Origin of the sequence: Rhizobium sp. RAF36, assembly GCF_052114105.1 — a bacterium.
Classification (GTDB): Bacteria; Pseudomonadota; Alphaproteobacteria; order Rhizobiales; family Rhizobiaceae; genus Rhizobium.
Genome location: NZ_JBFREC010000002.1, coordinates 449,854 through 472,614, shown reverse-complemented (window position 1 = coordinate 472,614; position 22,761 = coordinate 449,854). Strand labels below are relative to the sequence as shown.

The 22,761-nt window shown below is 62.3% G+C and carries 24 protein-coding genes; 15 read left to right on the top strand and 9 right to left on the bottom strand.

The window, feature by feature from the left end:
* Nucleotides 1-26 precede the first annotated feature (26 nt).
* From AB4Z25_RS08245 to AB4Z25_RS08225, 5 genes are all read left to right on the top strand, one after another.
* The gene (locus tag AB4Z25_RS08245) at nucleotides 27-3,788 is read left to right on the top strand and encodes a peptidoglycan-binding protein (RefSeq protein WP_112538583.1); all 3,762 of its coding nucleotides are present in this window, start codon (nucleotides 27-29) and stop codon (nucleotides 3,786-3,788) included.
* 114 nt (nucleotides 3,789-3,902) lie between these two features.
* Nucleotides 3,903-4,517 (top strand): C39 family peptidase, encoded by a 615-nt coding sequence (locus AB4Z25_RS08240; RefSeq protein ID WP_112538640.1) that lies wholly within the window; start codon nucleotides 3,903-3,905, stop codon nucleotides 4,515-4,517.
* A gap of 33 nt (nucleotides 4,518-4,550) precedes the next feature.
* The gene (locus AB4Z25_RS08235) at nucleotides 4,551-5,618 is read left to right on the top strand and encodes a D-alanine--D-alanine ligase family protein (protein WP_112538582.1); all 1,068 of its coding nucleotides are present in this window, start codon (nucleotides 4,551-4,553) and stop codon (nucleotides 5,616-5,618) included.
* A gap of 240 nt (nucleotides 5,619-5,858) precedes the next feature.
* Nucleotides 5,859-6,779: a sulfite exporter TauE/SafE family protein gene (locus AB4Z25_RS08230; protein WP_112387518.1), complete on the top strand. Its 921-nt coding sequence runs from the start codon at nucleotides 5,859-5,861 to the stop codon at nucleotides 6,777-6,779.
* On the top strand, nucleotides 6,779-7,585 hold the full coding sequence (locus tag AB4Z25_RS08225) for a TIGR02186 family protein (protein WP_112538581.1): 807 nt from the start codon (nucleotides 6,779-6,781) through the stop codon (nucleotides 7,583-7,585). The genes AB4Z25_RS08230 and AB4Z25_RS08225 overlap by 1 nt, the downstream gene beginning before the upstream one ends.
* Here AB4Z25_RS08225 and AB4Z25_RS08220 read toward each other — a convergent pair whose 3' ends face one another.
* Nucleotides 7,586-8,089 carry a winged helix-turn-helix transcriptional regulator gene (locus AB4Z25_RS08220; RefSeq protein WP_112538580.1) on the bottom strand — a complete coding sequence of 168 codons (504 nt, stop codon included), beginning with the start codon at nucleotides 8,087-8,089 and terminating at the stop codon, nucleotides 7,586-7,588. It abuts the gene before it with no gap.
* A 117-nt stretch (nucleotides 8,090-8,206) separates the two neighbouring features.
* On the opposite strand from AB4Z25_RS08220, the gene AB4Z25_RS08215 reads away from it, so the two are divergent.
* The gene (locus AB4Z25_RS08215) at nucleotides 8,207-8,767 is read left to right on the top strand and encodes a dihydrofolate reductase family protein (RefSeq protein WP_112538579.1); all 561 of its coding nucleotides are present in this window, start codon (nucleotides 8,207-8,209) and stop codon (nucleotides 8,765-8,767) included.
* Nucleotides 8,768-9,026: 259 nt separating this feature from the next.
* Nucleotides 9,027-9,608, top strand: a complete 582-nt coding sequence (locus tag AB4Z25_RS08210) for a transglycosylase SLT domain-containing protein (protein ID WP_112387514.1) — start codon at nucleotides 9,027-9,029, stop codon at nucleotides 9,606-9,608.
* A 9-nt stretch (nucleotides 9,609-9,617) separates the two neighbouring features.
* Here AB4Z25_RS08210 and pdeM read toward each other — a convergent pair whose 3' ends face one another.
* From pdeM to AB4Z25_RS08195, 3 genes are read right to left on the bottom strand one after another with little or no spacing between them, the layout of a single operon-like run.
* Complete coding sequence (gene pdeM, locus AB4Z25_RS08205; RefSeq protein WP_112538578.1) at nucleotides 9,618-10,343, bottom strand: ligase-associated DNA damage response endonuclease PdeM; 726 nt, start codon at nucleotides 10,341-10,343, stop codon at nucleotides 9,618-9,620.
* A gap of 22 nt (nucleotides 10,344-10,365) precedes the next feature.
* Entirely contained in the window at nucleotides 10,366-12,876 is a 2,511-nt protein-coding gene (locus AB4Z25_RS08200; RefSeq protein ID WP_112538577.1) for a ligase-associated DNA damage response DEXH box helicase, read from the bottom strand.
* Nucleotides 12,877-12,920: 44 nt separating this feature from the next.
* The gene (locus AB4Z25_RS08195; RefSeq protein WP_112538576.1) at nucleotides 12,921-13,544 is read right to left on the bottom strand and encodes a YitT family protein; all 624 of its coding nucleotides are present in this window, start codon (nucleotides 13,542-13,544) and stop codon (nucleotides 12,921-12,923) included.
* Nucleotides 13,545-13,674: 130 nt separating this feature from the next.
* Between AB4Z25_RS08195 and AB4Z25_RS08190 the strand changes: the two genes are divergently transcribed.
* From AB4Z25_RS08190 to AB4Z25_RS08180, 3 genes are all read left to right on the top strand, one after another.
* Complete coding sequence (locus AB4Z25_RS08190) at nucleotides 13,675-14,607, top strand: alpha/beta hydrolase (protein ID WP_442207929.1); 933 nt, start codon at nucleotides 13,675-13,677, stop codon at nucleotides 14,605-14,607.
* Nucleotides 14,608-14,689: 82 nt separating this feature from the next.
* Nucleotides 14,690-15,190 carry an RrF2 family transcriptional regulator gene (locus AB4Z25_RS08185; RefSeq protein WP_112538574.1) on the top strand — a complete coding sequence of 167 codons (501 nt, stop codon included), beginning with the start codon at nucleotides 14,690-14,692 and terminating at the stop codon, nucleotides 15,188-15,190.
* A gap of 25 nt (nucleotides 15,191-15,215) precedes the next feature.
* Entirely contained in the window at nucleotides 15,216-15,677 is a 462-nt protein-coding gene (locus AB4Z25_RS08180; RefSeq protein WP_112538573.1) for a carboxymuconolactone decarboxylase family protein, read from the top strand.
* Between the two features lie 43 nt (nucleotides 15,678-15,720).
* Here the strand turns inward: AB4Z25_RS08180 and AB4Z25_RS08175 are convergent, their stop codons facing one another.
* The 3 genes from AB4Z25_RS08175 to AB4Z25_RS08165 all read right to left on the bottom strand — a co-directional run bounded on the left by AB4Z25_RS08175 (nucleotide 15,721) and on the right by AB4Z25_RS08165 (nucleotide 17,736).
* Nucleotides 15,721-15,876 (bottom strand): hypothetical protein, encoded by a 156-nt coding sequence (locus AB4Z25_RS08175; protein WP_310293121.1) that lies wholly within the window; start codon nucleotides 15,874-15,876, stop codon nucleotides 15,721-15,723.
* Nucleotides 15,877-15,958: 82 nt separating this feature from the next.
* Entirely contained in the window at nucleotides 15,959-16,594 is a 636-nt protein-coding gene (locus AB4Z25_RS08170) for a YitT family protein (protein ID WP_112538572.1), read from the bottom strand.
* A 209-nt stretch (nucleotides 16,595-16,803) separates the two neighbouring features.
* A complete protein-coding gene (locus tag AB4Z25_RS08165; protein WP_112538571.1) occupies nucleotides 16,804-17,736 on the bottom strand; it encodes a methyltransferase in 933 nt (310 codons plus the stop codon).
* 142 nt (nucleotides 17,737-17,878) lie between these two features.
* Between AB4Z25_RS08165 and AB4Z25_RS08160 the strand changes: the two genes are divergently transcribed.
* From AB4Z25_RS08160 to AB4Z25_RS08150, 3 genes are read left to right on the top strand one after another with little or no spacing between them, the layout of a single operon-like run.
* On the top strand, nucleotides 17,879-18,145 hold the full coding sequence (locus AB4Z25_RS08160; RefSeq protein ID WP_025555281.1) for a DUF6460 domain-containing protein: 267 nt from the start codon (nucleotides 17,879-17,881) through the stop codon (nucleotides 18,143-18,145).
* Nucleotides 18,146-18,147: 2 nt separating this feature from the next.
* Nucleotides 18,148-18,645, top strand: coding sequence for a CAP domain-containing protein (locus AB4Z25_RS08155; protein WP_112538570.1), 498 nt, complete (start codon nucleotides 18,148-18,150; stop codon nucleotides 18,643-18,645).
* A 30-nt stretch (nucleotides 18,646-18,675) separates the two neighbouring features.
* The gene (locus tag AB4Z25_RS08150; protein ID WP_442207928.1) at nucleotides 18,676-20,022 is read left to right on the top strand and encodes an MATE family efflux transporter; all 1,347 of its coding nucleotides are present in this window, start codon (nucleotides 18,676-18,678) and stop codon (nucleotides 20,020-20,022) included.
* Here the strand turns inward: AB4Z25_RS08150 and AB4Z25_RS08145 are convergent.
* Nucleotides 19,998-21,086: a quinone-dependent dihydroorotate dehydrogenase gene (locus AB4Z25_RS08145; protein ID WP_112538568.1), complete on the bottom strand. Its 1,089-nt coding sequence runs from the start codon at nucleotides 21,084-21,086 to the stop codon at nucleotides 19,998-20,000. The two genes, AB4Z25_RS08150 and AB4Z25_RS08145, sit on opposite strands and share 25 nt — an antisense overlap.
* Nucleotides 21,086-21,436, bottom strand: coding sequence for a DUF952 domain-containing protein (locus AB4Z25_RS08140; RefSeq protein WP_112538567.1), 351 nt, complete (start codon nucleotides 21,434-21,436; stop codon nucleotides 21,086-21,088). Before AB4Z25_RS08140 ends, AB4Z25_RS08145 begins: the two co-directional genes overlap by 1 nt.
* A 116-nt stretch (nucleotides 21,437-21,552) precedes the next feature.
* Between AB4Z25_RS08140 and AB4Z25_RS08135 the strand changes: the two genes are divergently transcribed.
* Complete coding sequence (locus tag AB4Z25_RS08135) at nucleotides 21,553-21,951, top strand: hypothetical protein (protein WP_112538566.1); 399 nt, start codon at nucleotides 21,553-21,555, stop codon at nucleotides 21,949-21,951.
* Nucleotides 21,952-22,040: 89 nt separating this feature from the next.
* Nucleotides 22,041-22,688, top strand: coding sequence for a response regulator transcription factor (locus AB4Z25_RS08130; protein ID WP_112538565.1), 648 nt, complete (start codon nucleotides 22,041-22,043; stop codon nucleotides 22,686-22,688).
* Nucleotides 22,689-22,761 lie beyond the last annotated feature (73 nt).

Here is a 22,761-nt window from a genome sequence, read left to right as displayed (position 1 = left end):
TTGAGGCAGACGAAGCGAGCAAGAAGATGAACGGATCGCGATCAAATTCTCCCCGGAGCCCCGAAAGGTCGTCTCTCGACGCGCTTAATCGCACGATCGAAGGCCTGGAGGCGCGCATCGAAGGACTGATGGGCGGCAATGGCCCGCGCGACGTTGCGCCGCGCAACGCGCCGCCGGAGCGTGACGCCTATGTGCGATCCTACGAGCAGCCGCGACCGGCCTACGCCGCTCCCGCAGCAGCACGTCCCGATCCGCTCGCCGAAATCCGCCAGCGCCAGCGCATGCTGGAACAGGGACGCGAACGCGCCGCCGCCGAACGCGCGGCAGCTGCTGCCTACCGCGAACCGGCACCCGCGATCCGCGCTCCGGCGCCGGCCGCAGCACCGGCTCCCGCCTATGGTGCCTCCAGCGACACGATGACCGAGATCGCCCAGGCGCTGGTCAACCTGCGCCAGGATCTCAAGCGCGACATCTCCGAAGGTGTAACCCGCGAAATGAGTGCGCTGCGGAGCGAGCTTCGCGACCTCAAGTCATCGGCGCAAGATCGCCGCTTTGCCGACGACATCCGCGAAGACATGGGCCGCCTGGCCGAGAGCATCGACCAGCTGTCGCACCGCTCTGCCGGTCCGGAAGCTGCGGGACTGCGCAGCGAATTCGACGAACTGCGCTCGCTGATGGACGGCCTCGCCCGCGAAGATTCCGTGCGTCACATGGAAAGCCGCTGGGATGGTTTCGAAAACCAGCTGCACGCGCTCGACACGGCGGGCCTGCAGGAAGAGCTGGTGACGCTCGCCTACCGCCTTGACGATATCAAGCGCCACATCGGCGGCATGGGCGAAAGCCCGGCCGTGCGGGCACTCGAAGACAAGCTGATCTCCATTGCCAGCGCGATGGAACAGTTCGGCAGCATGATCCAGCCGCATGACCGGGCAATGTCCGAGCAGTTCGCGGCAATGGATACGCGCCTCGACGAAATCAGCCGGGCGATCGCCGCCAGCAGCCGCAATGCCACCAGCGGCGATCCGGCGCTGATGCACCGCCTCGAAGGCCGCCTGAACGCCCTGGCCGAACAGATCGACCTGATGGGCCGTAGTGTCGAAAGCCGCTCGAATCCTGCCGATGGCATGGCCGACCGGCTGGAAATGCTGACGCGCCGCGTCGAGGAACTGGCAAACACCAAGGCAAGCTCGCGCCTGGACGAACGGCTGGAACAGCTGTCCTACATGCTGGAGCGAACCCACAAGGCCGCTGCCCAGCCTGAACTGAACGGCGCGCTGGCCGATATTTCCCGCAAGATCGATGCGCTCGAAAGCGGTGCGGTCAACGATGTTCTGGCCGAGCGTCTCGATTATCTCGCCCGCCGTATCGACCAGATGGAAATGCAGCCTGCGCCGGTGGCCCAGGCGCCTGTCGATGACAGCGCCTTCCGCCGCATCGAGGGCCGCCTTAGCGACATCGCCGCCCGGCTGGAAGAAAGCACGGCGGCACCGGCAACCGACTCGCGAGCACTGAAGAGCCTTGAAGACCAGATCGCCAATCTTTCGGCACTGCTGCACGAACCGCGCGGCAACGAGGGACTGTCGATCGATCTCGACCGTCGCATGGGCGCGATCGAAGATTACATGGCAACGAGCGACGAATATATCATCGAAGCCGCACGCCAGGCCGCCGAAGCGGTGGTCGATGCCTATTCCCGCAATGGCAACCTGCAGGCAGGTTCCGTCCCGGCCGCCGACATGTCGGCCCTGAACGCCCTTGCCGCCGATCTTCGCCAACTCGAGGATCTGAGCCGCAGCGGCGAGGAACGCACCCACAAGACGTTCCAGGCCCTACATGAAACGCTCGTCCACATTGCCGACCGGCTTGACGACATGGAAACGCGCAACAGCAGGCCGGCTGCACGGATGCCGGCCGCCAATGCCGATTTCGAAGTCGATCCCTATTCGCTGATTCCGGCCGGCGCGGAGGCCGAAAGGCCTGCAGTCTTTGGAACGAAGACTGCAGCTGCCGCACCCGCTGCCCGCGCCGTCAGCGAACCGGCTGCGCAGCAGCCGATGCAGCCTCCCGTCAGCCACACCAGCGCAATCGCCATCGAGGCCGCTACCAAGCCCGCCGCTGACGCCAAGCAGAGCAAGAGCCTGTTTCTGGCGCTCGGCAAGAAGCTGATGCCGGGTAAGAAGGCGCCGAAGGCTCAGGCCGGCGAGCGCACTGTCATTGATCCGGTCCCGTCGATCGATCCTGTCGATGTCGTGCCGTCCGAAGAGGCCAACGAGCTGCTGGAGCCGGGCTCCGGCGCCCCTGACGTCAAGAAGATCCTGGAGCGGGTTCGCGCCAGCCAGAGTGCAGCGCGTGCCAATCCAAAGCCCGCGACCGAAAACGATCGCGCCGACTATATCGCGGCCGCCCGCCGCGCGGCACAGGCTGCCGCAATCGAATCCGACCCGAAGGCACAGCCGGTCAAGGGTGAGAAGAAAGCCAAGGCTCCGAAGCCTGCCGGTGGCGCAAGCTCGTTCTCGCGCTTCCGCCGTCCGCTGCTTCTCGCCGTCGGCGCCGTTCTTCTGGCGATCATGGCGTTCCCGCTTGCCCGGACGCTGACATCCGGCCAAAGCGCACCGCCAGCCGAAGTGGCCGTGCTGAGCGATGCCACGCAGACTCCAGCAACGGCCGACACGTCGGCCGCTCCGCAGGCCGATGCACCTGTAGCCGCCCAGAATGAAGCACCCGCTGCTCCCGAAGCTGCGCCTCAGGCCGCCGTTCCGCCAACTGCACCAACCGAGCACCTGACCGATGCGGCACCGCTCGACGGCGAAGGCGCTGCGACCCTGACGCCGGGCGCCCCGACGCAGGACGCCACGGCCTTCGCGCCGAAGGATGCCCCGGCCTCGACCAACGCGGCACCGGCCCAGCCGGGCCTGACCATTCCTGACGTGATCCAGCCGGCGGCACTTGCCGACGCGGCACGCGCTGGCGATGCACTCGCCCTGTTCGAAATCGCTGCCCGTTACAGCGAAGGCCGCAACGGCGTGACGGTCAGCGAAGCCGATGCCGTCAAGTGGTACCAGCTTTCTGCGGACAAGGGCTTTGCCCCGGCGCAGTACCGCCTCGGCAGCATCTATGAAAAGGGTACCGGTGTCGCCCGCAACATCAACAAGGCCAAGGACTATTACGAGCAGGCGGCCAACCAGGGCAATGCCAGCGCCATGCACAATCTTGCCGTGCTCTACGCCTCCGGCGCGCTCGGACAGCAGGATTATGCGACGGCGGCGAACTGGTTCACCAAGGCTGCCAATCTCGGCATCACCGACAGCCAGTTCAACCTCGCCATCCTCTGCGCCCGCGGCAATGGCGTGACGCAGGATCTCGGCGAGAGCTACAAGTGGTTCGCGATCGCCGCCAAGGGTGGCGACAAGGACGCTGGTGCCAAGCGCGACGAAGTGGCCAAGGCGATGAAGCCTGCCGATCTCGAAAAGGCGCGCGCCACCACCGACGCCTGGAAGCCGCAGCAACTCGACAACAAGGCCAACGGCATCGACGTGCCTGATGCCTGGACCGGCAAGGGCACCAGCACCTCCAGCGTCGACATGAAGAAGGCGATCCGCAACATTCAGGCGATCCTGAACAATAACGGCTTCGACGCCGGTACGCCGGACGGCGAGATGGGCGCCAAGACCGTCTCGGCAATCAAGAGCTTCCAGAAGTCGATCGGCCAGGATCCCTCCGGCAAGATCAACGACGACACCGTCAAGGCTCTGCTGGAGCGCAACGCCAAGAACGCCACCAAGGCATAACGCCGGCGTAAAAGCGTGAAATCGGAACGGCCCTTTTGCCTTCGCCGCAAAAGGGTCGTTTTGCTTTTGGAGTTTCGCCACCGTGATTGATTGCCAGCCGGGGGATTCGTGAGCATTCAGCGGGACAGCGTGCCCTATTTCAGCCAGTGGGAAACGGCTGACATGACGTTGCCCGTACTTGCCGAGGGCTCTACGGCGCTATTGCGCGATCCGCTCTGGCAACGGTCGGGCGCGGAGACTGTGGAGGAATACGCGCGCTGGGCCGTCAACGTCTGCGGCATGGCCTGCCTGAAGATGGTGTTGGCCGCCCGCGGAGAGATCCACCCGACGCTGGCATTGGCGCGGGTCTGCACCGCCTATGGCGGCTATGTCGTCAACGAGCTGGATGCCTCGATCAAGGGGCTGATCTATGCGCCCTTCGTAACCTACGTGCGCGAGCATTTCGGACTTGCCGCCGAGACGATGACCGGCGTCCAGACATCAGCTATCCCGGCGCTTCTGGCTGAGCGGCCGTTCTTCATCGCCTCCGTCAATAGCGGCATTCGCTGGCCGAACCGCGTACCGCCGTCGAAGGGCGGACACCTGGTTCTGGTCACGGCGGCCTCGCCGGAGACGATCCGCTTCCACAATCCATCCGGTCACGATGCCGCAAGCCAGGCCGACGTGACGCTGCCGCTTTCTGTTTTCGACCGCTTCTTCGCCAATCGCGGCATCGCCATCGGCTTCTGACCATTTCAACACCAGATCATTCCGGAGGTTTTCATGACATCTTCCCGCGGCAAGCTGCGCATCGCCGTGCTCTTCGGCGGCCGCTCGGCGGAACATGACGTTTCGGTGCTATCCGCAACGAACGTGATGCGGGCGCTGGAGCCTTCGAAATACGAAGCGGTTCCGGTGTTCGTCACCCGCGAGGGTCAGTGGCTGCTCAGCCGTTTCGAGAATGGAAACCTGACCAAGCCTCTCAGCGGCACCGAGTTAGCGCTTGTGCCGGGCGGATTTGGACGGATGATCGCGATTGACGCAGACAAGATGAGCGATGCCGGCAAGATCGACATCCTCTTTCCAGTGTTGCACGGGATCCATGGCGAGGACGGATCGGTGCAGGGGCTGGCCGAGGTCGCCCGCGTGCCGCTCGTGGGCTGCGGCATCCTCGGCTCGGCGACAGCGCTCGACAAGGATATCGCCAAGCAGTTGCTGCGCGCTGCCGGCCTGCCGGTTGCCCGGGCGGTGACGATCCATGAGGGAAAGGCACCCGCATTCGGCGACCTCGAAGGCGAACTTGGCCTGCCACTGTTCATCAAGCCGGCGCGGCAGGGTTCGTCGGTCGGTGTCCGCAAGGTTTCCGGCAGCCAGGAATTCGGCCCCGCGCTCGCCGAAGGCTTCAAGCATGACCGGAAGCTGCTCGCCGAAGAATTCATTCGCGGACGCGAGATCGAATGCAGTGTGCTTGAAGACACCAAGGGCGGGCTCTTCGTTTCGCGCCCCGGCGAGATCATCCCGGCTGAAAGCCATGGCTTCTACAGCTACGATGCCAAATATATTGACGAGGACGGCGCGGCACTGAAGGTTCCTGCGGAGCTGCCGCCGGAGATCGAGGCAAAGATCCGCGAGACCGCGGCACTCGCCTTCCGCGCGCTTGGCTGCGACGGCATGGCCCGCGTCGATTTCTTTCTGACCGAAGACATGCGCTTCCTGATCAACGAGGTGAACACGATCCCCGGTTTCACCGATATCAGCATGTATTCGAAGGCGATGGCGGCAAGCGGCGTCAGCTATCCCGAGGTCATCGACCGGCTTGTCGAACATGGGCTGGCACGGGCCGGTCTCTAGGCAAGAGATGGTCTTTGCCCGGCGCCACAGACAGGTGCCGGGCAAGAAAACATCAGGACTTCGCGAAGGCCTGTCATAAATCCTGAAAAAAGCCGGATTATTCGGGAGTTATCGCCGCGGAATGTGCGGAACGGATGTCGTTTCTCGAAAGCCTCTGGCAACGATTTCCAAGTATGATGCGCCATTCGAACGGGACAAGCGCGTCTGCCCGGCGGGGGCAGTGAGTAATCGGGGTCGGTTGTGGCAATTTATCTGCCCATCGCAGAGTTGTCGGTGAACATCTTCATCATTCTTGGCATGGGCGCCGCGGTCGGCTTCCTGTCGGGCATGTTTGGCGTTGGCGGAGGCTTCCTGATCACGCCGCTGTTGATCTTCTACAACATCCCACCCGTCGTCGCCGTCGCCACCGGTGCCAATCAGGTCGTGGCATCGTCGATCTCCGGCGCGATCACGCATTTCCGGCGCGGCACGCTCGACGTCAAACTGGGATCGGTGCTGCTGATCGGCGGCCTTTCCGGCGCCACCGTCGGTATCTGGATTTTCTCGCTCTTGCGCCGTCTCGGCCAGCTCGACCTGTTCATCTCCCTGCTTTACGTCGTGTTTCTCGGCACCGTCGGCGGGTTGATGCTGCTGGAAAGCGTCAACGCGATGCGCCGCGCGGCAAAGAACGAGGCGCCGGCGCCGCGCAAGCCCGGGCATCACCACTGGGTGCATCGCCTGCCCTTCAAGGTGCGCTTCAAGAAATCGAAGATCTATCTCAGCGTCATCCCGGTGATCGCGCTCGGCTTCGGGATCGGCATCCTGACATCCGTCATGGGTGTCGGCGGCGGCTTCATCATGGTTCCGGCGATGATCTACCTGCTGCGCATTCCGACGAATGTCGTCGTCGGCACCTCGCTGTTCCAGATCATCTTCGTCACCGCCTACACGACGATCGTGCAGGCCGCGACGAACTTTTCCGTCGATATCGTGCTCGCCTTCATCCTGATGGTCGCCGGTGTCATCGGTGCGCAGTATGGCGTGCGTGTCGGCCAGAAGCTGCGCGGCGAACAGCTGCGCGCCCTTCTCGGTCTGCTGGTTCTTGCAGTCGGCATTCGTCTGGCAATTTCGCTGGTCGTCACGCCTGCCGATATCTACTCGATCGTGATGGGAGGCAATTGATGCGCTGCCTTCCTGCCTTCGCCCTGTCGCTCGCCCTCCTCCTGCCCGGCCTTGCATCTGCACAGATGCTGCTGCCCGGGCAGAATTCCGAGAGCTCCCGCGAAGGCCTGGAGATCGGCACCTCGACCAGCGAAATCGCCATCACCTCCGATTTCCGCGGCGCGGACCTGACGATCTTCGGCGCCGTCACTGAGACCGACCAGCTGCTGCTGGCCGTCGGGCAATATGACGTGGTCGTCGTTCTGGAGGGGCCGCGCGAGAACGCCACGGTGCGCAAGAAGCAACGCGTCTTCGGCATCTGGATCAACACCAGCTCGATGACCTTCGAGGCGGTGCCGCATTCCTATTCGATGTCGAGTTCACGGGCGATCGATGACGTCACGACCCCGCTCGACCTCACCGACGAGGGGATCGGCATCGACCATATTCCGCTGACGCCGGTCGGCTATGTCGGCGATGGCAGCAGTCTCGGCGAATTCCGCGAATCCTTCCGCCGTCTGCAGCAGAGCGGCGGCCTCTACGAGCGTGATCCCTCGGGGGTCCGCTTCGTCAGCTCCAACCTCTTCAAGGCGAGCCTGCGGCTTCCAGCCAATATTCCGAACGGCGTGCATACGGTGCGCGCCTATCTGTTCAAGAGCGGAAAGCTAGTGACGCAGAAATCCGTGCCGCTGCGCGTCATCAAAACCGGCATCGAGCAGATGATCACCGATGCAGCGCACGAGAAGCCGATCCTTTACGGCGCCTTCTCCGTATTTCTGGCGCTGATCACCGGCTGGCTGGCCAGCATCGTCTTCCGCAAGGACTGATCAGGCGCTTTTCTTCCGCGCTATGACCTCGAGATAGGCTTCTGTCAGCCGCCCAAGGACCGAAGGTGTTCCCGGTGGAAGCTCCATGCCGAGATGCTTGGCGCGCAGCTCATCCATGAAATCGTTCCACAGCTGCGCTCCACCATTTTCCAGCAGTTCGGCGCGGATCGCCAGCTCCTCTGAAACAGGCATGTGCTTTCGCCCCCAGGCGCCCATCTGCGCCAACAAGGGCACGAGATCGATCGACATCTCGGTGAGGCTATAGACCGACTTTTGCTTATGGCTCGGATCGTCTTCTTTAGTAAGCAACCCTTTGTCGACGAGACGGCGAAGGCGGTCTGCCAGGATGTTCGAGGCGATCCCCTCCACCGAATTCTGCAGCAGCTCGCGAAAATGGCGGCGATTGCCGAACATGATGTCGCGGATGACGATCAGGCTCCATCTGTCGCCGAGGACCTCGAGCGTCAAATTGATCGGGCAACCCGAGCGGTGCAACTCATTCATTCCCAGCTCCCAAAACCGATTGCATTTTGCCGGTGGTTTACCCCGTACTCAACCGGTTGCTTTTCGCAATCAGTTTTGAGTATGATAGATTTAGACGTTCAAAGGGAGGAAATGCAAATGCGCAAGCTCGTTGTCTGGAATCTGATGACGCTTGATGGCTATTTCGAGGGCACGAAGCCCTGGGATATCGGCTTCCATACGCTGGTCTGGGGACCGGAGCTGGAAGCCTATTCAGAGCAGTTCGGCAAGGAAGGGGACCTGTTGGTCTTCGGGCGCAAGACCTACGAGGGCATGGCCGCCTATTGGACGACGACCGAAGACGAAGACAATATCAAGCCCTATATGAACAGCATCGCCAAGATCGCCGTTTCCCGCACCCTGACAGAGGCGACCTGGAACAACACGCGCGTCGTCAGCGATCCCGTCGCCGAACTCACCAAGCTGAAACAGCAGGATGGCAAGACGATCTTCATCTTCGGCAGCGCCGAACTCGCCGACGGGATGCTGAAGGCCGGGCTGGTCGATGAGATCCGCATCTGCCTCGTGCCAGTCATTCTCGGCAGCGGCAATCCCCATTTCAAGCCCGCCAGCGAACAGCGCGCCATGACGCTTATCGAGAGCACGGCGACCAAGAACGGCGGCGTTATTTTGCGCTACGCGGTGCCGAAAGCGGTTTAGGTTTCGTTGATGTTGTTGTAGCCGAGAAGGCGGGTCTCACCAAACGGCCGAACAGCCGACACTTATGTCAGCCTGTTTCATTCCCGCCCTGCAGCAGGATCCTGGCTGGACACGGCTCTGTGGCTGAGAGATGGCATCAATCCCTGGCCGCGCCAGCGCGCCCACATCCCGCCTTCTGAGGGACACAACTTCGCCTTTGAATAAAAACCGGTCTTTAAGATTTACGAGTTAGTAATCTCTCGAAACGAGAGGTTCAGTTTTGCGTATCCGTACACTTCTCGCCCTGGTGCTGCTGGCACTTGTTGCCGGCTGTGCGACGGCGCCCCGTCAGACACGAAATATCTGCGCGGTCTTCGACCAGCGCGACGGCCTGTTTACCAACTGGCAGCGCGAGGCCGAGCGCGCAGAGAAGAAATACGGCATTCCCGTGCCGATCCTGATGGCGACGATGTATGTGGAATCCGGCTTCCAGCCGAACGCCCGTCCGCCGCGCACCAAACTTTTCGGCTTCATTCCCTGGACGCGGCAATCGACCGCCTATGGATATTCACAGGCGCTCGACGGCACCTGGAGCCACTACCAGTCCGAGACAGGAAACTGGACCGGCCGCCGCACCAACTTCGCCGACGCGATCGATTTCATTGCCTGGTACCACTACAGCAACAGCCAAGCGACCGGCATCCAACGCAATGATGCCTACAATCTCTACCTCGCCTATTATTCCGGCCCAACCGGCTACAAGCGCGGCGACTGGCGCTCGAACGGCCAGCTGCAGAAGACGGCGCAGAAGTTTGCGAACATGGCCGCGACCTACCAGCAGCAGCTGAATGGGTGCGATTGAGGCGCGAACTTAGCCGCGCAGGTTTCCGAACCTGACGGAATAGATGCGGTCGCGGCCCAGGAGATGGGCGACCAGCGATGCGTGGTCGAACAGGCCCTTCATCGCCTTGTGACCGAGATCGAGGCCGCCGCTCATCACGCCGAAGGCGGGCATCAACAGGCGAGAACCATCGGTGGCAAAGCAGGGACGGCGGATCGATTTTTCGCGGCGGCGGACGGTGGCGGCCGGATGCAGGTGACCGGCGATTTCGCCCTGCTGCAATCCACCCTTCGGCTCATGCCGGAAGGTGAGGCCCCCATAGTGGATCTCGTCGGCGCAGATGCCGGGCAGATCGACGGTGCCGTCAGGGTCATGGTTGCCGTTGATCCATATCCATTCACGGCCGCGGGCCATGTCCGCAATCAGCATGCGGAAGGGTTCCGGCAGGTGCTGCGAGCCGACGCGGTCATGAAAATTGTCGCCGAGCGAGACGACGATCTTCGGATCGTAGCGGGCAATGACGGCCGAGAGAACGGTGAGCGTCGCCAGCGTATCGTAAGGCGGCAGCATCATGCCGCGGCGGGCGAAGGCTGCCCCCTTCTCCAGATGCAGGTCGGAGACGACGAGCATACCTGTTTCCGGCAGATAGAGCGCGCCGAGTGGATCGCAGACGGCGGCAACACCAGCGACCGACGTTTCCACGCCGGGCATCGGGACCAATCCGTTGAGTTCGCGCGCCAGCGCCAGGCGGTTCATTGCGGTCTTCTATCCTAAATCTTCAGCTCATCGCCTCGGCGATGAGGTCGTCTGCCGCTTCGGCCAGCAGCGCATCATGGGCTTCGCCCGGCACCGCCTCCTTGCCGATCTCGAGCATGACGGGCACGGCGAGCGGCGAGATGTGGTCCAGCGCGCGATGCGTGATGTGACCCTTGATTCGTCTCAGCATATCGCCAAGCCGGGAAATATCCAAAAGCCCGGTGCCGGCATCCTGCCGCGTCGCCTGCAGCAGGATGTGATCAGGCTCGTGGCTTCGCAGTACGTCATAGATCAGATCCGCGGAAACGGTGACCTGCCGGCCGCTCTTTTCCTTGCCCGGGTGACGGCGCTCGATCAAGCCTGCAATCACGGCGCAATTGCGGAAGGTGCGCTTCAAAAGAAAGGATTCGTCGAGCCATTCTTCCAGATCGTCGCCGAGCATATCCTCATCGAAAAGGTCGGCGAGGCTGAGGCGGCCGCTTGAGATCATCTGGCCCATATCCTCCAAGCCCCAGATGCCGAGCGAGTAATCGGTACAGACGAAGCCGAGCGGTTTCGCGCCTGCGCGCTCCAGCCGCCGTGTGAGCAGCATGCCGAGCGTCTGGTGGGCCAAGCGCCCCTCGAAGGGGTAGGCGACCATGTAGCAGCGGCTGCCGCGCGGGAAGGTCTCGATCAGCAGCTCGTCGCGCTTCGGCAGCATCGACTTGTCTTTCTGCAGCGACAGCCAGTCACGCACCTGATCCGGCAAATGGTGCCAACGGTCAGGATCGGCGATCATCGAGCGGACCTGATCGGCGAGATAGGTCGAGAGCGGAAACTTGCCGCCGGCATAGGATGGGATCTTGGGATCGAGGGAGAAGGCCTGCGAGGCGAGCGCCTCGTTTTCGCGGATGCCTTCGAAGCGCAGCACCTTGCCGGAGAAGATGAAGGTATCGCCCGGCGACAGCTGCTCGAAGAAATACTCCTCCATCTTGCCGAGCACCGCCCCGCCGCGGCCGATGCGGCCGCCTTCGCCACGCTTGACCATCTTCAGGTTCAGCATCGGGCTCTCGACGATGGTGCCGAGATTGAGCCGGTATTGCTGTGCCACCTGTGGATTGGAGACTCGCCAGAGACCGTCGCTGGTTTTGCGGATACGGGCGTAGCGCTCGTAGGTGCGCAGCGCATAGCCGCCGGTGGCGACGAAATCGACGATCTGCTCGAAGGTTTCCCAGGCGAGGTCGGCATAGGGGGACGCGGTCCGGATCTCGTCATAGAGCTGCAGCATGTCGAACGGCTCCGCGCAGGCCATGCCAAGCACGTGCTGCGCCAGCACATCCAGCGCGCCGCGGCCAACCGGCGGCGTATCCTGCGCACCGATGTAATTCGCATCGAGCGCCGCCTGACACTCCATCACCTCGAAGCGGTTGGCAGGCACGAGGATCGCCTTTGACGGTTCGTCCATTCGGTGGTTTGCACGGCCGATGCGCTGGGCGAGACGCGAGGCGCCCTTGGGCGCGCCGACATGGATGACGAGGTCGACGTCGCCCCAGTCGATACCGAGATCGAGCGTCGAGGTGGCGACGACGGCGCGCAGCTTGTTGGCGGCCATGGCGGCTTCCACCTTGCGCCGCTGGCTGACATCGAGCGAACCGTGATGCAGGGCGATCGGCAGGTTGTCCTCGTTGATCGTCCAGAGTTCCTGGAAGAGCATTTCGGCCTGCGAGCGGGTGTTGACGAAGAGCAGCGTCGTCTGATGATCGAGAAGCTGTTTATAGACATCCGGAATGGCATATTTCGCGGAGTGACCCGACCAGGGAATGCGTTCCTCGGTCTTCAGGATCGAGATATCGGGCTTCGCGCCGCCTTCGACGGTGACGAGACCAGCATGTCTCTCCTCGCCCTCCTCCTGCGCCACCAGCCATTTCTGCAGATCCATCGGCTCGGCGACGGTGGCGGAAAGACCGATGGTCTGCAGGTTGGGGGCAAGCCTGCGGAGCCTGGCAATGCCGAGAGAGAGCATGTGGCCGCGCTTGGACGTGACGAGCGAATGCAGCTCGTCCAGCACGATATATTTCAGGTCCTTGAAGAAGCGTTCGGCTTCCTTGTTGGCCAGCAGCAGCGCCACCTGCTCCGGCGTCGTCAGCAGGATATCGGGCGGGTTGAGCTTCTGGCGCTGGCGCTTGGCATTCGGCGTGTCGCCGGTGCGGTTTTCGATGCTGACAGGCAGGCCCATCTCTTCGACCGGCTTGGTCAGGTTGCGCTCGATATCGACGGCAAGCGCCTTCAACGGCGAGACGTAGAGCGTGTGGATGCCGGTGAAGGCGGATCCCGGTGGGATCTTGCCGCGGCGGGTCAGATCGGTCAGCGCCGGCAGAAATCCGGCCAGCGTCTTGCCGGCGCCCGTCGGCGCGATCAGCAGCGTGCTCTCGCCGACTTCGGCGCGCGCCAGCAATTCCAGCTGATGCGTGCGCGGCCGCCAACCCTTTTCCGCAAACCAGCGGAGAAAAGGGGCAGGCAGGGCAAGGCTGGTATCGGTATCGACTTGGTCCACGCCATAAAGGTAGTGAAATCAGGGCGAAAGAGAAGAGCGCGATCTCACATCGCGATATAGCGGTCCTTGCGGTGATTGATGGCGAGCGTGAGGTTCAGGACCACTGCGCCAAGCACCGAGCAGGCGATGATGAACGGGCTGGCGACAAAGAAGGACAGCGCCAGAATGATGCCGTCGAAGCCGAGCTGGACGAGGCCTGCCCGCCAGCCGAAACGATCCTGGATATAGAGCGCCAGAATACCGACGCCGCCCAGGCTGGCGCGATGGCGGAAGAGCGCCAGCATGCCCGCGCCGATGACCAGACCGCCGAAGAGGGCACCGGCGATCGGATCGACATGCGAAAGACTGATGAAGCGAGGCGCAACCTCGGACAGTGCCGAGGTCATGGCGATCGCAATAAAGGTCTTGACCGTGAAGGCAGGCCCGAGGCGGCGAAAGGCGAGATAATAGAAGGGCAGGTTTACGGCGAAGAAGCAGAGGCCGAAGCTCCAGCCGGTGGCGTAATGCAACAGGAAGGCCATGCCGGCCGTGCCGCCTGTCAGAAGGCCGGCGCCTGAGAGCAGCGAGACGCCGAGCACCGCAAGCATGCTTCCGGCAACCAGCCCCTGCGCGTCGTCGAGGAGCGAGTGGCGGTCTGCCGAAGAGTTCAAGACGCCTGTGAATGCCATTATTTTCCCCCTCCCGGTTTGGCTCTTTCTATCCTGACGGAGCCACTTGGCAAGATGTCCCAGTCAGCGATCTGCATTTTCGCCGCATTGCTGGAGCGGCCTGACGGCTGACACCGAAGAGAGACAGAAGATGCCGACACGCCGCTCGATCCTTGCCGCCATCGGCGCACTCGCCCTTCTTCCCGGGATATCTAGAGCGGCAGCCGCGGCACCCGCCAGCCTGCCGCTGTGGCCGAGCTCTCCTCCGGGCGGTGGTGGTCCGTCGGGCGATGTGCGGCAGAATTCCAAGGGGGCGGTCAGCAACATCGCGGTGCCGAAGATCGATGTCTTTGCGCCGAAAGCTCCCAATGGGACGGCCTTCCTGATCGCAGCGGGCGGCGGCTACAAGCGCATCGAGATGCAGAACGAAGCGCTTCCGGCCGCGCAGTGGCTGAACGATCGCGGGATCACCGCCTTCGTGCTTTCCTACCGGCTTCCGGCCGAAGGCTGGAAGGCCGGGCCACTGGCGCCGCTGCAGGACGCGCAGCGGGCGCTGCGGCTGATCCGGGCGAATGCCGTAACCTTCCAGATCAATCCTGATCGCCTTGGTGTCCTCGGTTTTTCCGCTGGCGGCCACCTTTTCGGCCTGGCAGCGACGCGATCGGCTTTCGCTTCCTACGAGCCGATCGATGCGGCCGACGGGCTTTCGGCGCGGCCGGATCTTGCGGCATTGATCTATCCCGTCATCACCCTGAAACCGCCGTTCGACCGTACCTCGACGAGAAAGGTGCTGATCGGCAGCCATCCGGGTGCGGCCCTTACTTCGGAGTGGTCGGTGGAAGATCACGTGAAGGCACATTGCCCGCCGGTTTTCCTCGTGCAGGCGCAAGACGATCCGATTTCCGATCCGCAGAATACCCTGATCATGCAAGCTGCCTGCGAGAAGGCAGGCGTGCCGGTCGAGCTGCATCGGCTGGCGACTGGCGGCCATGGCTTCGGCATGGGCGTACAGGGCACCGATACGGCGGCATGGCCGGACTATTTCGCCACCTGGCTCGACAAGCAAATCCCGCCTCGCGGCTGAAATTTGCTCCCGTTTAACAACCCGCTTGACCCCCGCAATAATCATGGATATTTTTTATCCATGAATTGAGGAGGTGACTTCGATGAAACTCAGCGACGGTGTCGAGCAGGCCATTCATTGCGTAGCGGTGCTTGCCGGTCTTTCTGCCGAAGGCGTGCTCTCGGCCGCCGCACTTGCCGAATTTCACGGTGTTTCGACGAGCTATCTCCTGAAGCACCTGCAGGCGCTTTCCGGGGCTGGTCTGGTCAAGACTGTGCCGGGGCCGAAGGGTGGATACCGGCTGGCGAAAAAGCCCGATGCTATTTCGCTGCTTGATATCGTGCTTGCCGTCGAGGGTCCGGCGCCCGCCTTCCGCTGCAGCGAAATACGCCAGCGCGGGCCAAACCCGCTGCCGCAGCGCTATTTCACCAAGCCGTGCCAGGTCACGGCGGCGATGCTGAAGGCCGAGCGCGCCTATCGCGTCGAACTCGCCAAGACAAAGATCGCAGACATTCTGGCGGACCTTGCCGCCGATGATGACGGAGGCATCGCCGCCCGCGGCTGCGCCTTCATGGACTTGAACGAACGCAAAGCGGCTCGATGAGCCTTACCCCCAAAGGAGAATGACGATGCAACCCCGTTTCAATTTCGCCAAGGCTGCCCCTGATGCCTACAAGGCTGTCGCTGCATTGGAGCAGTATGTCCAGACCTCAGGTCTCGAGCGCCGCTTCATCCACCTGATCAAGCTGCGCGCCTCGCAGATCAACGGCTGCGCCTATTGTGTCGACATGCATGTGAAGGAAGCGCGTCACGACGGTCTCTCCGAACAGTGGATCAACCTGATGTGCGTCTGGCGTGAATCGCCGGTCTATGATGCCAGGGAACGTGCGCTGCTCGGCTGGGTCGATGCTGTCACGAACATCGCTTCGACCGGCGCTCCGGATGCCGATTACGAAGCGCTGAAGGCGCATTTCGGCGAAGAAGAAATCACCAAGATTACCGTGGCGATCGGCGCGATCAATGTCTGGAACCGCCTCGCCGTCGGCTTCCGGGCACAGCACCCGATCGACCAGCCGGCAAAGGCTGCCTGAGTCTACGAGCCCCTCTCTCCAAACGGGGAGAGGGGTTCATTCATCAATTCGTCTTGGGTGCGGTCTGGACCGGCCGTTCGGCGGAGGGATCGACGCTGTTGAAGACCTGGCGGAGGGTCTGGGAGATTTCCTCAGCTGAGGCACCCTTCGCGTATTCTTCCTTCATGCGGCGTCTGACAAGCTTTTCCAGTTCTGACATATCGTCACCTCATCATTTCCGGCGCGAGGTCATTTTCGCGCTGCAGCATGGATGAGGCAAGTTACGATTTGTTCACGCGCGCTCACAGCGCGATGTAGCGATCGGCGCGGTGGTTGATCGTCAGAAACAGATTGAGCACCACCGCGCCCAGCACTGAATAGAAGACAACCGGCGGCGTGGTGACGAAAAAGGCTGCCGCCAGAACGCACATATCGATGGCGAGCTGAACGAGACCGGCGCGGATGCCGAAACGCTCCTGCATATAGATGCCGAGAATGCCGACGCCGCCGAGGCTGGCGCGATGGCGGTACAGCGCCAGAAGGCCGAAGCCGAGCAGCAGGCCGCCGAGAAGGGCCGCCCATGCCGGCTGGATCGTAGCGATCGCCATGACCTTCGGCTGCAGGCTCGTCAGCGCCGAGGTGAGAGCGATGGCGATGAAGGTCTTCAACGTGAAGGCGATGCCGAGACGCTTCCAGGAAAGATAGAAGAACGGCACGTTCAGGAAGAAGAAGGCCAGGCCGAAATTGATGCCGAACGCATAATGAAGCAGGAAGGCGATGCCCGCGGTGCTACCGGTCAGGAGGCCGGCGCTGGCGAGAACATAAAGGCCGAGCGCGGAGACGAGGCTGCCGGTGAATATGCCCTGCACATCTTCGACGGCCGTGTGGCGCGTGGCGCTGGTGTTCCAGAAACCGAGGGCACTGATGAGCTGGGTCATGTCGCTAATCTCCAAACGGCAGACGAGTTCAAGAGCGCCGGAGACACTCCTGCGCGATGGATTTTCTATGATGAGAGAGCCGGGGCGTTCCTGCTTTTAGATGGCGGCGCCGGTCGGCTGATGGCGGAATTATTGGGCTTTTCGCACTTGCGAGCAAGCGAAATATGTAAGCAATGCTGACCTATTTCAAATTCGCAAGATTTATGCGCTCATTTGCCCCGGCGCGTAAGGAACAGAATACCGGAAACTGGTTTTCCGCCATCTTTGCGAATGGTGGTTTTCTCGATTTTCAGCACATCGAAGCCATGGCGCGCGCAAAGGCTGCGGACATAGGTTTCCGTGTGGGCATAGCGCAGCGAAGGCGCCAGATGAAAGCCGTCGCCCTCGCCTGCATCCTCGACGGAGAAAGCGAAGTCGCCGCCCGGCACCGCAAGCCGTTCCGCGATCAGGAAAACGCTTTCGAGATTGCCGAGATACATCAGCACGTCGGCAGCCGTGATCAGGTCAGCGCGGGTTTCGCGTCTACCTGAAAAGATGCCGGAGCTTTTGGGAGAGAGCGAGAGATCGGCCTGGGCGAGATGATCGTAGATCCCCTTCTCTTCTGCCTTGGCCAGCATGTTCTGCGAGATGTCATAGCCCTCGAGAGCATCGACGGCTTCACGGATTTCCGGGCCGAGGAGGCCCGTGCCGCAGCCGAGATCGACGGCCAGCATATAGCGGCGGCCGGTGGATGCCACGAGCGCTGCCAGCTTCTGCGGGACTGAATAGTCGAGCTTTTCGACAAGCGATGTCTCGAAACGCCCGGCATAGTCGTCGAAGAGACGCTCGACATAGCGGCTCGGTGGCTGGTCCGGTGTGGCCGCTTCGCCGAGCAGCGCGAGCTTGAGACCTGCACCGAAGATATCCTCGGGGTCGAGCGCGACGGTCTGCCTATAGCCATCGGCAGCGCCAGCCGTGTTGCCGGCCTTTTCCCGGTAGGTCGCCAGCCGGTACCAGCCGGCCGCCCAGGATGGCGTCAGTTCCAGGGCCTGTTCCATGAGTTCCGCCGCCGCCTCCGGCTCGCCGCCCTCATCGAGCATCTTGGCATAATCGGCGCGGCGGTCGGCAATGACGTCGCCTGAAGAGAGCTGGCTCTGCTGCATGATGGGACCTTGTGAGTGCCCGCGCATTTGGCGGTGGCCACAAAAAAACTCAAGTCCTATTTCAGAGGCGGGGCGGACAGCTCTGGAAAAGGCTTGCGAGCAATGATTCGCAACCGTATCTCAGGGTAAACAGGAGATGTGAATGTCCGATCAGGTGAACAAGTTTCTCGGCGACTCGCTCGGCCGAACTTTGGTGAAGCTCTTGGTGGTTTCGCTGATCGTCGGCTTCGTCATGACGATCTTCGGCTGGACGCCCTATGAGATCGTCTACGGCATTCGCGATTTCATCCGGGAAATCTGGTATCGCGGCTTCTCGGCCCTCGGCCGCGTCGGCGATTATCTGCTGCTCGGCGCCACGATCGTCATTCCGATCTTCGTCATCATCCGTCTCTTCAACTATCGCCGCTGATCATGACCTTCACAATCGTTTCCCGGCGCGGGTTGCTGCGCCTTTCAGGCCTTGCACTTGTCGCAGGCGTTGCAAGCTGCACGACCACGCCGAAGATGTCATCGACACCCTCTGACGGTCAGGACGAGACGGCGGCCGCTCTCCCGCTCGTCAACCAGCTGCGTGCCAAGAACGGCCTGCCGCCGCTGAGCATCGACCCGGCGGCAAGTGCGGCGGCAATCTTCCAGGCGAAGCGCATGGCGAGAGCCGGCAAGATGGCGCATCTCATGGGCATGTCCGACAGCTTCGGCGCCCGCGTCAAGGCGAGCGGCGTGCAGCTTCCGGCGGCCGAGAATATCGGCGTCGGCCAGAAGTCGGTCGATGGCATCGTTCAGGCGTGGATCAACTCGCCGCATCATCTGGAAAACATGCTCGGCCGCTATAGTGGCGTCGGCGTTGCGGTCGCGCATAATGCATCTTCCAACAACTGGCCCTATTGGGCCATGGTGCTCTCGAACTGAGGCGATTCTGCCTCCCGTTTCGAGGCAGGCATGAGCAGGATTGAAGACCGCACCCCATTGGCATTCGACGTGACGCACCGGCTGGTGCTGTCGATTGCCATCCCGATGACCCTCGGCTTCATGACGACGCCGGTGCTCGGCCTTGTCGATACCGGCGTCGTCGGCCATATGGGCCGACCGGACGCGCTCGCCGGCCTTGCGATCGGCGCCATGCTCTTCGATCTCCTCCTCGGCAGCTTCAACTTTCTCCGCGCCTCGACGACCGGCCTGACGGCGCAGGCGCTTGGCCGGCGTGATCTGCGGGAGCAGCAGGGCGTGTTCTGGCGGGCGATGATTTCGGCGATCGGCTGCGGCGTCTTGTTACTCTGTCTGTCCCCGCTGCTTCTGGCGGCGGGGCTGAAGCTGATGGGGCCGGAAGCGGCCGTGGCGCAGGCGACCAGCACCTATTTCTCGATCCGTATCCTGGCAGCGCCTGCTGCACTCGCAAACTATGCCATTCTCGGCTTCGTCCTTGGACGCGGCCAGGGCACGATCGGCCTTTCGCTGCAAATCCTCATCAACGGCATCAATATCGTGCTCGCCATCTATCTCGGTCTGGAGCTTGAATGGGGTGTCGCAGGCGTTGCCTGGGGCACGATGGTGGGTGAGACGATTGGCGCGTTCGCCGGTCTGGTGATCGTGCTTCGCAGCTTCAAGGGACGCGAGCGCCCGCAACGCGGCGAGATCTTCTCCAGACACCGGCTGGCAGAACTCTTCGCGCTCAACCGCGATATCCTGATCCGTACCTTCGTGCTGATCGGCTCCTTCGCCATCATGACCCGGATCGGCACCAGCTTCGGCGCCGTGACGCTAGCGGCCAATGCGGTGCTGATGAACTTCTTTCTGCTGTCAGGTTATTATCTCGATGGCCTTGCCAACGCTGCCGAGCAGATCACCGGCCGGGCAATCGGTGCGGCGCACCGTCCGGCTTTCGATCGCGGCCTGAAGCTGACGACGATCTGGTCTTTCGGACTTGCGGCGGCTGTCTCGGCTTTCTTCTTTGCCGCCGGGCCGTGGCTGATCTCTGTGCTGACTACCTCCCCTGACGTCCGCGAAGCCGCCAACACCTACATGCCGTGGGCGGCGATCACCGGGCTAACCGGAGCACTCGCCTTCCTGATGGATGGGGTCTTCATCGGAGCGACGTGGTCTTCAGACATGCGCAACCGCATGCTGATGTCTTTTGCCGGATATCTGGCAGCGCTGGCGGTCTTCGTACCGCTGTTCGGCAATCACGGCCTCTGGCTGGCGATGAACGCCTTCCTGCTGTTTCGCGGCATCTTCCTGGCGATGCTGGTCAAGCCGCGCGCCGATCAGACCTTCGCGGCAGCCCAGTGATCGAGCCTGCTGTCGCGCAGCTCGCGGATCGATGAGACCTTCTCGCGATCAACAAGCTTCGACAGGCCGCGGATGATGTCGCCAGCCAGACCCGGGCCTTCATAGACCATGCAGGAATAGAGCTGCACGAGGTCCGCGCCCGCCTTGATCTTCTCAAGCGCGGTTTCAGCCGAGGACACACCGCCGACACCGATGATCGGCAGGGACAGACCGACGCGCTTGCGCATCCGCGCGAGAACCGCTGTCGACTTGGCAAAGAGCGGCGCGCCGGAAAGGCCACCAGCCTCCTTCGCCTGCCGCTGATCCTTCAGGCCATAGCGGGCGAGCGTGGTGTTGGAAACGATCAGGCCATCCAGCGCATGCGCCAGGGCCTCAGCGGCGATATCGTCCATACCCTCTTCGGTCAGATCAGGCGCGATCTTCAGGAAAACCGGCACACGGCGGCCAGCCTTCTTCGCTTCCTCGTCGCGGGCGGCGAGCACGGCGGACAGAAGGGCCGCAAGGCTTTCGCGCGCCTGCAGATCGCGCAGGCCCGGCGTGTTGGGCGAGGAGATATTGGCCGTGAAATAGCGGGCGACGGAGTAGAAGCGGCGGATGCCGGTGACGTAATCGCCGATCCGGTCTTCGCTATCCTTGTTGGCGCCGATGTTGACGCCGATGATGCCATCGCCTCGGATCGCCGAGAGGCGCTGGAAGGCCGCCTCGTGGCCTTCGTTGTTGAAGCCCAGGCGATTGATGACGCCATTGTCTTCGACCAGGCGGAAGATGCGCGGGCGTGGATTGCCTGATTGCGGTTTGGGCGTCACCGTGCCGATTTCCGTAAAGCCGAAGCCGAGCCGCAGCAGGGCTTCCGGCACTTCTGCGTTCTTGTCGTAACCGGCTGCCATGCCGAGCGGATTGGCGAATGTCAGGCCGGCGACCGTTTGTGCAAGCCGCGGATCGGCGGGAATGCGGCAAGCCGGTACGAGACCGGATTTAAGTCCGGCGATCGACATGCCATGCGCCGTTTCCGGATCGAAGAGGAAGAGGCCCTTGCGGGTGGCCTGCTTGAAAAGGTCCAGCATCAGATAAGCTCCGGAAAGATATGATTGCCTGCCTCGTCGAGCAGCAGCGGCTTTTCCCAGATCACCGCCGAAAGCGGCAGCTCGCCATAGAGATGCGGGAAGAGATCGTCGCCTCGCGAGGCCTCGAAGATCAGATTGTCGCCGAGCCTTGCACTGTCGATCGCGATGAGCATCAGACCCGCCTGCCCTGCGAAATAGAGCGCTGCGGTCTGGCGTGCCTGGGCGGCGGTCGAAAGGTGAATGAAACCATCGTTGAGATCGATGCCGGCGCCGCGGAAGACGCCTGCTTCCCGCGCCTGCTGCCAGAGCATTTCCGTCACGATCTTGTAAACGGCCGGTGTCACGGTCATGATGGCCTCACGAATGGCTGATCCTGGTTGCCAGCGCTTTGCCGCAAAGAGACGGCGATGTCCACGGCCCGCAGGCGAAAAACGACAGCCGCACCCAAAATCCGGAGGATGATCTGATGAAGACGATCGCAATCGGACTTGCAGCCTTGCTTATGCCCGCGACGCTTTTCGCCGCCGAGCCTGACGCAGCGCGTTTCCAGCTGGAGCGCAGCGGTGACCATTTCATCCGTCTCGACAAGCAGACCGGCGCGATGTCGCTTTGCGAGGAGAAGGAGGGATCGCTGGTCTGCCGCATGGCCGCCGATGAGCGGGCCGCCTACGAGGATGAGCTCGACCGGCTCTCGGAGCGCGTCGGCGCGCTTGAGAACAAAAGCATCGTCAACAAGGCCCTGCCCTCGGATGCCGAGATCGACCGCTCGATCAGCATCATGGAAAAGATGATGAAGAGCTTCATGGGCGTGGTGAAGCAATTCCAGGAGGATGAGAAGACGGCGCCCCTTCCGCAAAAGACCTGATTTGATATAGTCATATAAGAATGGAGACATGTGTGGCGCGCGCTGCCGCATGTGGGAGGACGGGATCGGCTCTTGGGAGGGAGTGATCGATGCAGGAACAGACGATCATCATTGCGGACGATCACCCGCTTTTCCGGGATGCGCTGCGTCAGGCCGTATCCGGCATGGACGGACAGCAATCGATTATCGAGGCCGGGGATTTCAGCGCGGCGCGTGCTGCCGCCAGCGATCATCCCGATGCCGACTTGATGCTGCTCGATCTGGCCATGCCAGGGGTTAGCGGGTTTTCCGGCCTGATGTCGCTGCGCTCGGAATTCGCCAGCCTGCCGATCGTCATCATATCCGCCACCGACGACGCGACGACGATCCGCCGGGCGCTGGAACTCGGCGCTTCGGGCTTCATCTCGAAATCATCCGGCATCGAGGATATCCGCCGCGGCATCCAGACGGTGCTGGCCGGCGATATCGCCACGCCGGAGAATTATCGCGACGGGCAGGAACAGGACCCTGATGTCGCTGATTTGATCCACCGCCTGCATACGCTGACGCCGCAGCAGAGCCGTGTTCTGACCATGCTGGGCGAAGGCCTGCTCAACAAGCAGATCGCCTATGAACTCGGCGTCTCCGAAGCGACGATCAAGGCGCATGTCTCGGCTATCCTGCTGAAGCTCAATGTCGATAGCCGCACCCAAGCTGTCATCCAGCTCGGCAAGATCAACATGGCGATGGTCGCCTGATCCAAAACAGGATTTTATTCCTCTATCCTCTTTACTATGCGAGAGCTTGGCGTTAATCTTTGCGCCGACTGGA

What these genes read in the sequence shown, in the direction of transcription:
- AB4Z25_RS08245 (WP_112538583.1), top strand. Translation starts at nt 27, where the DNA reads ATGAACGGATCGCGATCAAATTCTCCCCGGAGCCCCGAAAGGTCGTCT.
- AB4Z25_RS08235 (WP_112538582.1), top strand. Translation starts at nt 4,551, where the DNA reads ATGACATCTTCCCGCGGCAAGCTGCGCATCGCCGTGCTCTTCGGCGGC.
- AB4Z25_RS08225 (WP_112538581.1), top strand. Translation starts at nt 6,779, where the DNA reads ATGCGCTGCCTTCCTGCCTTCGCCCTGTCGCTCGCCCTCCTCCTGCCC.
- AB4Z25_RS08220 (WP_112538580.1), bottom strand. Translation starts at nt 8,089, where the DNA reads ATGAATGAGTTGCACCGCTCGGGTTGCCCGATCAATTTGACGCTCGAG.
- AB4Z25_RS08215 (WP_112538579.1), top strand. Translation starts at nt 8,207, where the DNA reads ATGCGCAAGCTCGTTGTCTGGAATCTGATGACGCTTGATGGCTATTTC.
- pdeM (WP_112538578.1), bottom strand. Translation starts at nt 10,343, where the DNA reads ATGAACCGCCTGGCGCTGGCGCGCGAACTCAACGGATTGGTCCCGATG.
- AB4Z25_RS08195 (WP_112538576.1), bottom strand. Translation starts at nt 13,544, where the DNA reads ATGGCATTCACAGGCGTCTTGAACTCTTCGGCAGACCGCCACTCGCTC.
- AB4Z25_RS08190 (WP_442207929.1), top strand. Translation starts at nt 13,675, where the DNA reads ATGCCGACACGCCGCTCGATCCTTGCCGCCATCGGCGCACTCGCCCTT.
- AB4Z25_RS08185 (WP_112538574.1), top strand. Translation starts at nt 14,690, where the DNA reads ATGAAACTCAGCGACGGTGTCGAGCAGGCCATTCATTGCGTAGCGGTG.
- AB4Z25_RS08180 (WP_112538573.1), top strand. Translation starts at nt 15,216, where the DNA reads ATGCAACCCCGTTTCAATTTCGCCAAGGCTGCCCCTGATGCCTACAAG.
- AB4Z25_RS08175 (WP_310293121.1), bottom strand. Translation starts at nt 15,876, where the DNA reads ATGTCAGAACTGGAAAAGCTTGTCAGACGCCGCATGAAGGAAGAATAC.
- AB4Z25_RS08170 (WP_112538572.1), bottom strand. Translation starts at nt 16,594, where the DNA reads ATGACCCAGCTCATCAGTGCCCTCGGTTTCTGGAACACCAGCGCCACG.
- AB4Z25_RS08165 (WP_112538571.1), bottom strand. Translation starts at nt 17,736, where the DNA reads ATGCAGCAGAGCCAGCTCTCTTCAGGCGACGTCATTGCCGACCGCCGC.
- AB4Z25_RS08160 (WP_025555281.1), top strand. Translation starts at nt 17,879, where the DNA reads ATGTCCGATCAGGTGAACAAGTTTCTCGGCGACTCGCTCGGCCGAACT.
- AB4Z25_RS08155 (WP_112538570.1), top strand. Translation starts at nt 18,148, where the DNA reads ATGACCTTCACAATCGTTTCCCGGCGCGGGTTGCTGCGCCTTTCAGGC.
- AB4Z25_RS08150 (WP_442207928.1), top strand. Translation starts at nt 18,676, where the DNA reads ATGAGCAGGATTGAAGACCGCACCCCATTGGCATTCGACGTGACGCAC.
- AB4Z25_RS08145 (WP_112538568.1), bottom strand. Translation starts at nt 21,086, where the DNA reads ATGCTGGACCTTTTCAAGCAGGCCACCCGCAAGGGCCTCTTCCTCTTC.
- AB4Z25_RS08140 (WP_112538567.1), bottom strand. Translation starts at nt 21,436, where the DNA reads ATGACCGTGACACCGGCCGTTTACAAGATCGTGACGGAAATGCTCTGG.
- AB4Z25_RS08135 (WP_112538566.1), top strand. Translation starts at nt 21,553, where the DNA reads ATGAAGACGATCGCAATCGGACTTGCAGCCTTGCTTATGCCCGCGACG.
- AB4Z25_RS08130 (WP_112538565.1), top strand. Translation starts at nt 22,041, where the DNA reads ATGCAGGAACAGACGATCATCATTGCGGACGATCACCCGCTTTTCCGG.